This window comes from Streptomyces sp. SID14436 (assembly GCF_010548465.1).
Classification (GTDB): Bacteria; Actinomycetota; Actinomycetes; order Streptomycetales; family Streptomycetaceae; genus Streptomyces.
Genome location: NZ_JAAGMD010000230.1, coordinates 1 through 12,289, shown reverse-complemented (window position 1 = coordinate 12,289; position 12,289 = coordinate 1). Strand labels below are relative to the sequence as shown.

Sequence of the window (12,289 nt, the reverse complement as noted above, 5' to 3'; positions counted from 1 at the left end):
CGGGCGGGGGCGCGGGATAGCCCGGCGGCGGGGGCGGGCCGGGCGCGGGGACGGGACCCTGGTGCGCTCCCGGGTGGTGTGCGGCCGGTGACCAGCCGCCGGCCGGTCCGTGCCCCTGCTGATGGGGCGGCGGCAGCGGTGAACCCACTGCGTGCTGCATCCGGTGCCACTCCGTCTCGTACAGGCGATGGGCGCTGACAGCAGGGGGTACCCCGCTTGCCCACAGACTAAAGGGCGTGGGCACCGCCGTTCGAACGGGACCGCCCCCAGCCGTTGTTGTGGCAACGGCCGGGGGCGGCTCCGAGTGCCCGCCGCGGCGGGGGAAATCCGGCCGAGCCGCCCGGAAGGTCCGCCGGGGACCCGTCCGCCGGTGCGCGGGCTGTGGACGGCCGGGCCCGCGCGCGGTACCTACTCCCCGACCTCGCCGTACGCGGCGAGCAGCACCGCCGGGTCGGGGCCCTCCAGGACGACGGGCTTGGCGAGACCGTCGAGGACGATGAAGCGCAGCAGGTCGCCGCGGGACTTCTTGTCGACCTTCATCGTCTCCAGCAGCTTGGGCCACTGGTCGTGGCGGTAGTGCAGCGGGAGCCCGACCGCTTCGAGGACGGTGCGGTGGCGGTCGGCGGTGGCGTCGTCGAGACGGCCCGCGAGGCGGCCGAGTTCGGCGGCGAAGTGCATGCCCACCGACACCGCGGCGCCGTGGCGCCACTTGTAGCGCTCGTTCTTCTCGATGGCGTGGCCGAGCGTGTGACCGTAGTTGAGGATCTCCCGGCGGCCCGACTCCTTGAGGTCGTCGGACACGACGTCGGCCTTGACCCGGATGGACCGCTCGATGAGTTCGGCGGTGTGCGGACCGGCGGGGGTGCGGGCGGCCTGCGGGTCGGCCTCGACGAGGTCCAGGATCACCGGGTCGGCGATGAAGCCGGCCTTGATGACCTCGGCCAGACCGGAGACGTAGTCGTTGACGGAGAGCGAGTCCAGGGCGGCCAGGTCGCACAGCACCCCGGCGGGCGGGTGGAAGGCGCCCACGAGGTTCTTGCCCTCGGCGGTGTTGATGCCGGTCTTGCCGCCGACGGCGGCGTCGACCATGGCGAGCACCGTGGTGGGGACGGCGATCCAGCGCACGCCGCGCAGCCAGGTGGCGGCGACGAACCCGGCCAGGTCGGTGGTGGCCCCGCCGCCCACGCCGACGACGACGTCGGTGCGGGTGAACCCGGACTGTCCCAGCGCCTTCCAGCAGTAGGCGGCGACCTCGGCGGTCTTGGCCTCCTCGGCGTTGGGCACCTGGATGGCGATCGCCTCGTAGCCCTGGTCCGCGAGGTCGGCGCGGAGCGCGTCGCCCGTCTCGGCCAGCGCCTCCGGGTGCAGCACGGCGACCCGCTTGGCCCGGTCGCCGATCAGCCCGGCGAGTTCGCCAAGGAGCCGGCGGCCCACCAGGACGTCGTAGGGGTCCGTCCCCGCGCTGCCGCCGATGTGGATGCGGGTCACTGACTCGCTGCTCATGCTTCCTTCAACTCCAGTGCGTCCAGGGCGGCTTCGGTGACCTCTTCGGGCGTGCGGCCGTCGGTCGGGACGACGGCCGTGGCGACCTCCTCGTACAGGTGCCGCCGGGCCTGCATCAGCTCGCGCCACTGCTTGCGCGGGTTGACCGCGAGCAGCGGGCGGGCGGTGTTCAGGCCGGTGCGCCGGACCGCTTCCTCGACGTCCATCGAGAGGTAGACGACCCGCTGCGCGGCGAGCAGGGACCGGGTGCCGGCGTCGAGGACGGCGCCGCCGCCGAGCGACAGCACGCCGTCGTGTCCTCGGAGCGCCTCGCGCACGGCGTCCTTCTCCAGGGCGCGGAAGGCGTCCTCGCCGTCCTCGACGAAGATGTCGGCGATGCTGCGGCCCTGGGCGGCGACGATGTCGTCGTCGGTGTCCCGGTGGCCGACGCCGAGGCGCTCGGCCAGCAGCCGTCCCACGGTGGACTTGCCCACGCCCATCGGGCCGACCAGGACGATCAGCGGGCTCACCGGACGGCCAGCGCGTCGAGGTAGGAGCGCACGTTGCGGCGGGTCTCGGTGACGCTGTCGCCGCCGAACTTCTCCGCGACCGCGTCGGCCAGCACCAGCGCGACCATCGCCTCCGCGACGATCCCGGCCGCCGGCACCGCGCACACGTCGGAGCGCTGGTGGTGGGCGGCGGCCGCCTCACCGGTGGCCACGTCGACCGTGCGCAGCGCCCGGGGGACGGTCGCGATCGGCTTCATCGCCGCCCGCACCCGCAGCAGCTCGCCGGTGCTCAGCCCGCCCTCGGTACCTCCGGAGCGGCCGGTCGCCCGCTTGATGCCGTCGTCGGTGGCGAGGATCTCGTCGTGCGCCTTCGAGCCGGGCACCCGCGCCAGGTCGAAGCCGTCGCCGACCTCCACGCCCTTGATGGCCTGAATGCCCATCAGGGCCGCGGCCAGCCGCGCGTCCAGACGCCGGTCCCAGTGCACGTGGGAGCCCAGCCCCACCGGCACCCCGTAGGCCAGGACCTCCACCACACCGCCCAGGGTGTCGCCGTCCTTGTGGGCCTGGTCGATCTCGGCGACCATCGCCTTCGAGGCGTCCGCGTCCAGGCAGCGCACCGGGTCCGCGTCCAGCCGCTCCACGTCGGAGGGCTTCGGGTACACCCCGTACGGGGCCTTCGCCGCCGCCAGCTCCACCACGTGGGAGACGATCTCCACCCCGGCCGTCTCCTTCAGGTACGACCGGGCCACCGCCCCCAGCGCCACCCGGGCCGCGGTCTCCCGCGCGGAGGCCCGCTCCAGGATCGGGCGCGCCTCGTCGAAGCCGTACTTCTGCATGCCCGCGAGGTCGGCGTGACCGGGGCGGGGGCGGGTCAGCGGCGCGTTGCGGGCCAGTCCGGCCAGCACCTCCGGGTCGACCGGGTCGGCCGCCATGACCTGCTCCCACTTCGGCCACTCGGTGTTGCCCACCATGATCGCGACCGGGGAACCCAGCGTCAGGCCGTGCCGGACACCGCCGAGGAAGGTGATCTCGTCGCGCTCGAACTTCATCCGGGCACCACGGCCGTAGCCCAGCCGCCGCCGCGCCAGGTGGTCCGCCACCATCTCCGTGGTGATCGGCACGCCGGCGGGCAGGCCCTCCAGCGTCGCGACGAGTGCGGGACCGTGGGACTCCCCCGCGGTCAGCCAGCGCAACCTGCTCAACGGTGCTCCTCCATGCTCGCGCCCGGTACTGCCCTGCGCACGCGGGTCGTCGTGTGCGGTCGTGGCGGCGACGGGTGCGCGGGCCCCGGTCCGCCATGTCCGATCCTCCCACGTCCACACGACTTTTCCGGTCGCCGGTCCATCAGTCGGACGTGCGGCCGGGACGCGCGGGGGCGGCGCGTGCGGGGGCGGGGGTCAGCGGGTGGCGAGCGCGTGCTCGCCCGCCGCGCGCATGGCGTCCAGCGGGGCCGGGGAGCGTCCGGTCATCTGCTCGACCTGGAGCACCGCCTGGTGCACCAGCAGGTCGAGCCCGCCGACCACGGCGCCGCCGTAGGCCGACCAGCGGGCGGCGAGGACGGTCGGCCAGGGGTCGTAGAGCACGTCGAAGAGGGCGGCCGGGCGTTCCGGGACGGCCCGGGCCAGCTCGTCGGTGACCCCGGCGGGGGTCGTGGTGACCACCAGCGGGGCGTGCAGGGCCTCCCGGGCGTCGTCCCAGGCGGCGATGCGGACGGTGACCTCCAGCCGCTCGGCCCACTCGCGCATCTCGGCGGCGCGGGCCTCGCTGCGCACGTAGACCGTCACCTCGCCGGCGCAGATCCGGGACAGCGCGGCCAGCGCGGACGAGGCGGTGGCGCCCGCGCCCAGGACGGCGGCCGTGTCCACCTTGTCGATGCCGTGCTCGCGCAGCGCGGCCACCATGCCCGGGATGTCGGTGTTGTCCCCGGTGCGGCGGCCGTCCTCGGCGAACACGACGGTGTTGACCGCGTCGACCGAGGCGGCGGTCGCGCTGATGTCGTCCAGCAGCGGGATCACCGCCCGCTTCAGCGGCATCGTCAGCGACAGGCCCGCCCACTCACGTCCGAGCGTCTCGAAGAACCCCGGCAGCGCCTTCTCGTCGACCTCGAAGCGGTCGTAGCGCCAGTCCTGGAGTCCCAGCTCCGCGTACGCGGCGCGGTGCAGCACCGGGGAGAGGGAGTGGGCGATCGGGGAGCCGAGCACGGCGGCCCGGCGGGGTGCGGACATCAGTTCTTCCTCGAGGCGTTCCACTCGTCGACCAGCTTCTGGTGCTCGGCGTTGGTCTTGGTGAACTTGCTGGTCTTGCCGTCCATCGAGATGAAGTAGAACCAGCCGTCGTCGGTGGGCTTCAGGGCGCCCTTGACCGCGTCCTCGCCCGGGTTGCCGATCGGGCCGGGCGGCAGGCCCTTGTAGAAGTAGGTGTTGTACGGGTTGTCGTAGTTGCGGAGTTCCTTGAGCGAGAGGTCGATCTTCTTCTGGTTCTTGATGTAGTTGTACGTCGAGTCGAACTCCAGCATGCCGTTGGTCTCGGTGTTGCCGGGTTCCAGCCGGTTGTAGATGACCTCGGCCATCTTGCGGAAGTCGCTGTGGCTGGTGCCCTCCGCCTGGACCAGGCTGGCGACCGTGATCAGCTGCCAGGGGTTCTCCAGGCCGAGGCTCTCGGCCTTCTTCTCGACGCCCAGCTTCTCGTAGGTCCTGGTGGCCTGCTCGACCATGCGCTTGAGGACCTCCTCGGGCTTCTGGCCCTTGGAGACGCCGTAGCTGGACGGGAAGAGGAAGCCCTCCAGCGGGTCCTTGACCTTCTCGTGGCCCTTCGCCCAGTCCGGCAGGCCCAGCTTCTCCCAGTCCTCCTCGGCGACCTTGGCCGTGGTGCCCTTGTCCACCTCCAGGCGCTGGTCGATGAGGGCGTAGATCTCGGCGTTCCGCTTGCCCTCGGCGATGACCAGGTTGTTGCGGCTCTTGGGGCTGAGCATCAGGGCGACCGCGCTCTCGGCCGACATCTGCTTCTGGAGGGTGTAGACGCCGTCCTGGATCGACTTGCCCTCCGGATTGGAGGCCTGGGCCGCGACGAAGGCGTCGACGCTCTTGACCACGCCCGCGTCCTTGAGCAGCTGGCCGATCCGGTTGCCGAAGGCGCCCTTGGGGATCGAGACGGTGACCTGCTGGCCGTTGCCGTCGCCCGCGAAGTCCTGGGCGCTGCCGAAACGATCCTGGTAGAACTGCCAGCCGAAATAGCTCACGCCGACCACGCCGCCGCCGAGGACCAGCGCCACCACGAGGCAGGCGCAGCCGCCGCGTTTCTTCTTCTCCTTGCCGCCCCGGCCCCGGCGCTCGCCGCGCCCGGCGTCGTCCGGTTCGTCATCGTCATCGTCGTCGCTGCCGGAGAAGAAGGCGTGCTCGCCCTGGTCGGGACCCGGGTCCCAGTCGGTGCGCCCCTCCGGCTCGGGTTCCGGTCCCGGTTCCGGTTCGGGCCGGGTGCCGCGGCGGCCCGGGGGCTCGGGCGGCGGGTACGCCTCGGGGGTGCCGTAGTAGTCGGCCTGCTGGGCGGAGTACGCCCCGGTCTGCTGCCCGTAGGGGTCGGGGCCGGCCGCGTACGGGTCATGCGGGTGCGCGCCGGTCTGCCAGCCGCCGCTGTCGTACTGCTGCTGGTGCTGCTGGTGCTGTTGGGCGGCGTACGGCCGGCCGTACTGGTCGTACTGCTGCTGGTCGTACGGGTGCTGCTGGTGGTGCTGCTGTTGCTGCTGGTTGTACTGCTGCTGGTCGTAGGGGCGGCCGTACTGGTCGTACTGCTGCGGGTACTGCTGCTGCCCGCCGTAGTCACCCTGCTCGGCCGTCCCCCATTCGCCGTACTGCTGCTGCGCCTGCGGCTGCTGCGGGTACTGCTGCTGGCCGCCGTAGGACTGCGGGCCCTCGGGGGCCTGCTGTCCACTCCATCCGCCGTCCCCGTACAACGGGTCGTCCGGATGCCACGGTTCGGAGCCCTGGCCCCGGCCATACTCAGTCATCGATCCCCTAGAGCCGCGAGGTGGCGGTCGCGCGGCTCGAGCCCGGCTTCCGCCCCGCCTCTTTCTGTGCGGTGGCTGTTCGAACACCGCCGCATCGCGCGGAACGTTACCGTATCGCGATCAGATGACCACTTCGACGCCCTCTCCGGGTGCTGTACCTGACACCCGTTCGGATTCGAGGGCCTGCTGGAGGATGATCACAGCGGCCGCCTGGTCGATGACGGAACGTCCCTTCCTGGACTTCACGCCCGACGCCCGCAGGCCCTGGCTCGCCGTCACGGTCGTCATGCGCTCGTCGAGGAGCCTCACCGGAACCGGCGCGATCATGCCTGCCAGTTCCCGGGCGAAGCCGCGCACCTTGGCCGCCGCGGGGCCCTCGCCCCCCTTGAGGGAGCGAGGGAGACCGACGACGACCTCGATCGGCTCGTACTCCTCGACGAGCTGCTTCAGCCGCCGGTGGGCGGCCGGCACGTCCCGGCCCGGGACGGTCTCGACGGGAGTGGCGAGGATCCCGTCGGGGTCGCACGAGGCGACCCCGATCCGGGCGTCCCCGACGTCGATCGCGAGCCGGCGTCCTCTGCGCATGGCCCGGCCGCCCTACTTGGCCGTGTCGGCGACGAGGCGCTCGACGGCGTCGACGGCGTCACCCACGGCGGCCGGGTTCTGGCCGCCGCCCTGGGCGACGTCCGGCTTGCCGCCACCCCCGCCGCCGAGGGTCTTGGCGGCCGTGCGGACCAGGTCGCCGGCCTTCAGGCCGCGTTCGCGGGCCGCCTCGTTGGTGGCGATCACCGTCAGCGGCCGGCCGTTGTTCACCGTGAAGAGGGCCACGACGGCGGCCCGGCCGCCCTGGATCCGGCCGCGCACGTCGAGGACCAGCTTGCGCAGGTCGTCGGCGGTCGTGCCGTCCGGCACCCGGCCGGTGACCACGGCGACCCCGCGGACGTCCTTGGCGCCCTCGGCCAGCCCGGCGGCGGCCTGGAGCACCTTCTCGGCGCGGAACTTCTCGATCTCCTTCTCGGCGTCCTTGAGCTTGCCGAGCATGGCGGAGACCTTCTCCGGCAGCTCCTCCGGGCGGCCCTTCAGCAGCTCGGTGAGCTGGTTGACCACGGTGTGCTCGCGGGCCAGGAAGGTGTAGGCGTCGACACCGACCAGGGCCTCGATGCGGCGCACACCGGAGCCGATGGAGGACTCGCCGAGCAGTTTCACCAGACCCAGCTGGGCGGTGTTGTGGACGTGGGTGCCGCCGCACAGCTCCTTGGAGAAGTCGCCGATGGTGACCACGCGGACCCGGTCGCCGTACTTCTCGCCGAACTCGGCGATGGCGCCCTGCTTCTTGGCCTCGTCGATGCTCATGATGTCGGCGCGCACGTCCAGGTCGCGGGCCAGCACCTCGTTGATCTTCTGCTCGACGTCGAGCATCACCGTCTGCGGCACGGCGGACGGCGAGCCGAAGTCGAAGCGGAAGCGGCCCGGCTGGTTCTCCGAGCCGGCCTGGGCGGCCGTCGGGCCGAGCGCGTCGCGCAGGGCCTGGTGGGTGAGGTGGGTGGCCGAGTGGGCGCGGGCGATGGCCTTGCGGCGCCGGTCGTCGATGGCGGCGTGGGCCCGGGAGCCGACGGTCACCTCGCCGACCTGGACGACGCCCTTGTGGACGTGGACGCCCGGGACCGGCGTCTGGCAGTCGCGGACCTCGACCACGGCGCCGGAGTCGGTGCGGATCCGGCCGGTGTCGCCGATCTGGCCGCCGCCCTCGGCGTAGAACGGGGTGCGGTCGAGGACGACCTCGACCTCGTCGCCCTCGGTGGCGGCCGGCGAGGAGACCCCGTCGACGAGGATGCCGACGACGGTCGACTCGCCCTCGGTGTCGGTGTAGCCGATGAAGTCGGTGGCCCCGGCCCGGTCGGCGATCTCGCGGTAGGCGCCGAGGTCGGCGTGGCCGGTCTTCTTGGCCTTGGCGTCGGCCTTGGCGCGCTCCCGCTGCTCCTTCATCAGGCGGCGGAAGCCGTCCTCGTCCACGGACAGCCCCTGCTCGGCGGCCATCTCCAGGGTGAGGTCGATGGGGAAGCCCCAGGTGTCGTGGAGCAGGAAGGCCTTGTCGCCGGGCAGCACGGTGGAACCGGCGGCCTTGGTCTCGCTGACGGCGGTGTCGAGGATGTTGGTGCCGGCCTTCAGCGTCTTCAGGAAGGCGTTCTCCTCGGCGAGGGCGACCTTCTCGATCCGCTCGCGGTCGGTGATCAGCTCCGGGTACTGCTGCCCCATCATCGTGATGACCACGTCGACGAGGTCCTTGACGACCGGGCCGGTGGCGCCGAGCAGCCGCATGTTGCGGATGGCGCGGCGCATGATGCGGCGCAGCACGTAGCCGCGGCCCTCGTTGCCGGGGGTGACGCCGTCGCCGATGAGCATGACCGAGGTGCGCATGTGGTCGGTGACCACGCGCAGCGACACGTCGGAGTCCTGGGCGTCGCCGTAGCGGACGCCGGTCAGCTCGGTGGCCTTGTCGATGACGGCCATGGAGGTGTCGATCTCGTACATGTTCTGCACGCCCTGCAGAATCATGGCGAGGCGTTCGAGACCGAGGCCGGTGTCGATGTTCTTGCTGGGCAGTTCGCCGAGGATCGGGTAGTCCTTGCCGGACCCCTCGCCCCGCTCGTACTGCATGAAGACGAGGTTCCAGATCTCCACGTACCGCTCGTCGTTGACGGCGGGGCCGCCCTCGGGGCCGAACTCGGGGCCGCGGTCGTAGTTGATCTCGGAGCACGGCCCGCAGGGACCGGGGACGCCCATGTCCCAGTAGTTGTCCTCCTTGCCCAGGCGCTGGATGCGCTCGGCGGGCACGCCGACGACGTCGCGCCACAGGCGCTCGGCCTCGTCGTCCTCCTCGTAGACGGTGATCCACAGGCGCTCGGGGTCGAGGCCGTAACCGCCCTTGTCCTGGGGGGTGGTGAGCAGTTCCCAGGCCAGCTCGACGGCGCCCTGCTTGAAGTAGTCGCCGAAGGAGAAGTTGCCGCACATCTGGAAGAACGTGCCGTGCCGGGTGGTCTTGCCGACCTCTTCGATGTCCGGGGTGCGCACGCACTTCTGCACGCTGGTGGCGCGGGCGAAGGGCGGCTTGACCTCGCCCAGGAAGTAGGGCTTGAACGGGACCATGCCGGCCGGGACGAGCAGCAGAGTCGGGTCGTCCGCGATGAGCGACGCCGACGGGACGACGGTGTGCCCGCGCTCCTCGAAGAAGCTCAGCCAGCGGCGGCGGATCTCGGCCGACTCCATCAGTGGTCCTCATTCCGGTTGTACGGGTACGTCTTGTACGTCTGGTGGGCCGGCCGGATCGCCGAACCCTCGACGTACGGGGCGGTGTTGCGGTTCTCGATGGCGGTGTGGCGCCGGGGCGGGGGCAGTTCGCGGTCGACGGGCGCTGAGATGCCGAGCGCGTCGCCCAGTTCGGCCTCCCGCCGGGCCATGTTGTCGCGGACCTCGACGGCGAAGTCGGCGGCCCGGTCCCGGAGCCGGCCGCCCGCCTCGATCGCCTTGTTCGTCACGGTGACGGCGAGGTGTTCGGGCGTCAGCTGCCGCAGTGTGCGGTTGACCTTGGTGGTGGCCCACACGCCGGCGGCGACGCCGGTGCTGAACCAGAAGGTACGGCGGAACATCGCTGGGTCAGTCCCTCTTTCCGCGGGTGCGCTTCTGCCGTCGCGCACCGGGGACGGTGCGGCCCACGATCACGGTGCGCCGCGAGGCCCGCGCCGGTGCGTCCTCCTCCTTGCGGCCGCCGATGGCCCGGCGCACGCCGTAGCCGAAGGCGGCGACCTTCACCAGGGGGCCGCCGAAGGTGGAGGCGACGGTGGTGGACAGGGCGGAGGCGTTGGAGGTGACCTCCTGGACGTCGGACGCGATCGCGTCGACCCGTTCGATCTGGGTCTGCGCGGACCGCACCGCCGCGGAGGCGTCGGCGAGCAGCGGAACGGCCTGGTCGGTCACGTCCGCGACCAGCTTGGTGGTCGCCCTGAGCGTCTGGGCCAGCCTCACGAGAGCCACCGCGAGGAAGGAGACCAGAATCGCCCAGAACACGGCCACCAGAATGCCGGCCACCTCTCCACCGGACACTGTGCACCCGCTCCCTGTACCTGCCTGGACATCGAGAAAGTCGTGGCACCGAGCCTATCGCGCCGGTGGTGGGACTCCGTACCGCATTACCGTGCGGCGGCGCCGGGAATCGCGGGAAGCGATTGTACGCGGTGATTACGGGCCAGTACGCTCCGTGTCCCATGCGGGAAATTCGCTGCTCCGGCACCCCGGTGAAGAGCAATCTGCCCCTGGAACCGGACGTCTTCGTGGGCCGCGCGGCCGAACTGGCCGGGCTGTCCCGTGCCCTTGAGGGCTCGCGCCTGGTGACGGTGACCGGGCCCGGCGGCATCGGCAAGTCCCGGCTGGCCGTGCGGGCCGCCGCGTCGGCGGTGCCGCGGGACGGGGTGTGGCGGGTGGAACTGGCCGCGCTGACGGACCCGGAGTGCGTGGACCACGTGGTGGTGGCGGCCCTCGGCATCACCGACCACACCGGCAGGCCGCCGCGCGAGGTGCTGCTGGACCATCTCGCCGGCCGGCGGCTGCTGCTGGTGCTGGACGGTTTCGAGCACCTGGTGGACGCCTGCGCCGGGCTGGTGTCCGGGCTGCTGGGCCGGGCGCCGGGGCTGCGGGTGCTGGCGGTGGGGCGCAGGCCGCTGGCGGTGGCCGGGGAGCGGCTGTTCCCGCTGGCGCCGATGGACGAGGACGAGTCGGTGCGGCTGCTGGCCGAGCGGGCGGAACGGCAGGGCGCCGCGGTCGGCGACGAGCGGGTGGCGCGGGAGCTGTGCAGACGGCTGGAGGGCCTTCCGCTGGCGGTGGAGCTGGCCGCGGGACGGCTGGGCACGCTGTCGGCCGCCCAGTTGCTCGAACGCTTCGACGACCGCTTCCGGCTGCTGTCCGGCGGCCGGCGGGACGGTCTGCCCCGGCACCGGGCGCTGCGCACGGCGGTCGGCTGGAGCCATGAACTGTGCACGCCCCGGGAGCGGTTGCTGTGGGCGCGGCTGTCGGTGTTCGCGGGCGGCTTCGACCTGGAGGCGGCCGAGTACGTCTGCGGCGGGGACGGTCTGCCGGCCGAGGAGGTGCTGGACGTGCTGTCGGCCCTGCTGGCCCAGTCGGTGGTGACCCGGGAGGAGACCCCGGCGGGGGTGCGCTACCGGATGCTGGACACCCTGCGGGCGTACGGCGCCGAGTGGCTGGCCGGGACGGGCGACGAGGAGCGGCTCGGACGGCGGCACCGGGACTGGTACGTGGGGCTCGCCACCTGGTGGGAGCTGGACTGGTTCTCCCCGCGGCAGGGCGATATCGCCGCCCGCGCGGAGGCGGAGCTGCCGAATCTGCGCCGCGCGCTGGAGCTGGCCCTGACCGACCCGGAGGAGGCCCACCTCGGCCAGTACCTGGCGGGCTCCCTGTGGTTCTACTGGGTGGGCTGCGGGCGGCTCTCGGAAGGGCGGCACTGGCTGGAGCAGGCCGCCCGCCTCGACTCGGGTCACGAGCGGTCCCGGCTGAAGGCCCTGTGGGTGCTGGGCCACGTGGCGATCCTCCAGGGCGACACCGGGCCCGCGCTGGCCGCGCTCCAGGAGTGCGGCCGGGAGGCGGAGCGCACCGCGAGCCCGGCCGCGCTGGCCTACGCGGAGCACCGCACCGGCTGCGTGGCCCTGGTCACGGACGACATGCCGCGGGCCCAGACCCTGCTGCGCTCGGCCCTCGAGCGGTACGAGCGGGCCGGGGAGCTCAACAGCAACGTGCTCATGGGCCGGGTCGAGCTGGCCATGGCCCGGGCGTTCCAGGGGCACCTGTCCGAGGCCGTGCGGCTGTGCGAGGAGGTCCGGCGGGTGTGCGACGACCACGGCGAGCGGTGGGCCCGCGGCTACGCGCTCTACGTGCTGGCGTACGCGGCCTGGCGGGACGGCGACTGCGCGGCGGCCCGTGGCCTGCTCGACGACTGCCTGGCCGGGGCGCACGGCTTCAGCGACCTGCTCGGGTCGGTGCTCGCGCTGGAGCTGCTGGCGCTGGTGACGGTGTCCGAGGGGGACGCGGCCGAGGCGGCGGTGCTCCAGGGGGCGGCCGGCCGGATGTGGCGGGCGGTGGGGCTGCGACTGTTCGGCTCCGCCCACTACGGCGCGCCGCGGGTGCTCTGCGAGGCGCGGGCCCGGCAGGAGCTCGGTGACGCCGGGTACGAGGAGTGCGTGCGCCGGGGTGCCCTGCTGGAGCGGGACGCGGCGGTGGCCCGGGCGCT

The 12,289-nt window shown here is 72.7% G+C and carries 11 protein-coding genes; 1 reads left to right on the top strand and 10 read right to left on the bottom strand.

All coding sequences use genetic code 11. The annotated features are described in order from the left end of the window. The 10 genes from G3I53_RS33700 to G3I53_RS08150 form a co-directional block, all read right to left on the bottom strand. On the bottom strand, positions 1–160 hold a 160-nt coding region (locus G3I53_RS33700), incomplete at its 3' end, for a Pro-rich N-terminal domain-containing protein (RefSeq protein WP_239063676.1). A gap of 248 nt (positions 161–408) precedes the next feature. After that, positions 409–1,503, bottom strand: a complete 1,095-nt coding sequence (gene aroB, locus G3I53_RS08190; RefSeq protein ID WP_164338377.1) for a 3-dehydroquinate synthase — start codon at positions 1,501–1,503, stop codon at positions 409–411. Further along, positions 1,500–2,012 (bottom strand): shikimate kinase, encoded by a 513-nt coding sequence (locus G3I53_RS08185; RefSeq protein WP_164338376.1) that lies wholly within the window; start codon positions 2,010–2,012, stop codon positions 1,500–1,502. The genes aroB and G3I53_RS08185 overlap by 4 nt, the downstream gene beginning before the upstream one ends. Continuing rightward, positions 2,009–3,193 (bottom strand): chorismate synthase, encoded by a 1,185-nt coding sequence (aroC, locus tag G3I53_RS08180; RefSeq protein WP_164338375.1) that lies wholly within the window; start codon positions 3,191–3,193, stop codon positions 2,009–2,011. The genes G3I53_RS08185 and aroC overlap by 4 nt, the downstream gene beginning before the upstream one ends. Positions 3,194–3,388: 195 nt before the next feature. Next, the gene (locus tag G3I53_RS08175; RefSeq protein WP_164338374.1) at positions 3,389–4,216 is read right to left on the bottom strand and encodes a shikimate dehydrogenase; all 828 of its coding nucleotides are present in this window, start codon (positions 4,214–4,216) and stop codon (positions 3,389–3,391) included. Continuing rightward, a complete protein-coding gene (mltG, locus tag G3I53_RS08170; RefSeq protein WP_164338373.1) occupies positions 4,216–5,994 on the bottom strand; it encodes an endolytic transglycosylase MltG in 1,779 nt (592 codons plus the stop codon). Before mltG ends, G3I53_RS08175 begins: the two co-directional genes overlap by 1 nt. Before the next feature lie 120 nt (positions 5,995–6,114). After that, positions 6,115–6,579, bottom strand: a complete 465-nt coding sequence (ruvX, locus tag G3I53_RS08165) for a Holliday junction resolvase RuvX (RefSeq protein ID WP_164338372.1) — start codon at positions 6,577–6,579, stop codon at positions 6,115–6,117. A 12-nt stretch (positions 6,580–6,591) separates the two neighbouring features. Further along, positions 6,592–9,261 carry an alanine--tRNA ligase gene (gene alaS / locus G3I53_RS08160; RefSeq protein ID WP_164338371.1) on the bottom strand — a complete coding sequence of 890 codons (2,670 nt, stop codon included), beginning with the start codon at positions 9,259–9,261 and terminating at the stop codon, positions 6,592–6,594. After that, positions 9,261–9,641: a hypothetical protein gene (locus G3I53_RS08155; RefSeq protein WP_164338370.1), complete on the bottom strand. Its 381-nt coding sequence runs from the start codon at positions 9,639–9,641 to the stop codon at positions 9,261–9,263. The genes alaS and G3I53_RS08155 overlap by 1 nt, the downstream gene beginning before the upstream one ends. Positions 9,642–9,648: 7 nt before the next feature. Beyond that, on the bottom strand, positions 9,649–10,095 hold the full coding sequence (locus tag G3I53_RS08150) for a DUF948 domain-containing protein (RefSeq protein ID WP_164338369.1): 447 nt from the start codon (positions 10,093–10,095) through the stop codon (positions 9,649–9,651). Between the two features lie 161 nt (positions 10,096–10,256). On the opposite strand from G3I53_RS08150, the gene G3I53_RS08145 reads away from it, so the two are divergent. Beyond that, positions 10,257–12,289 (top strand): AAA family ATPase (locus G3I53_RS08145; protein WP_164438175.1); only part of this gene is annotated, 2,033 nt, incomplete at its 3' end.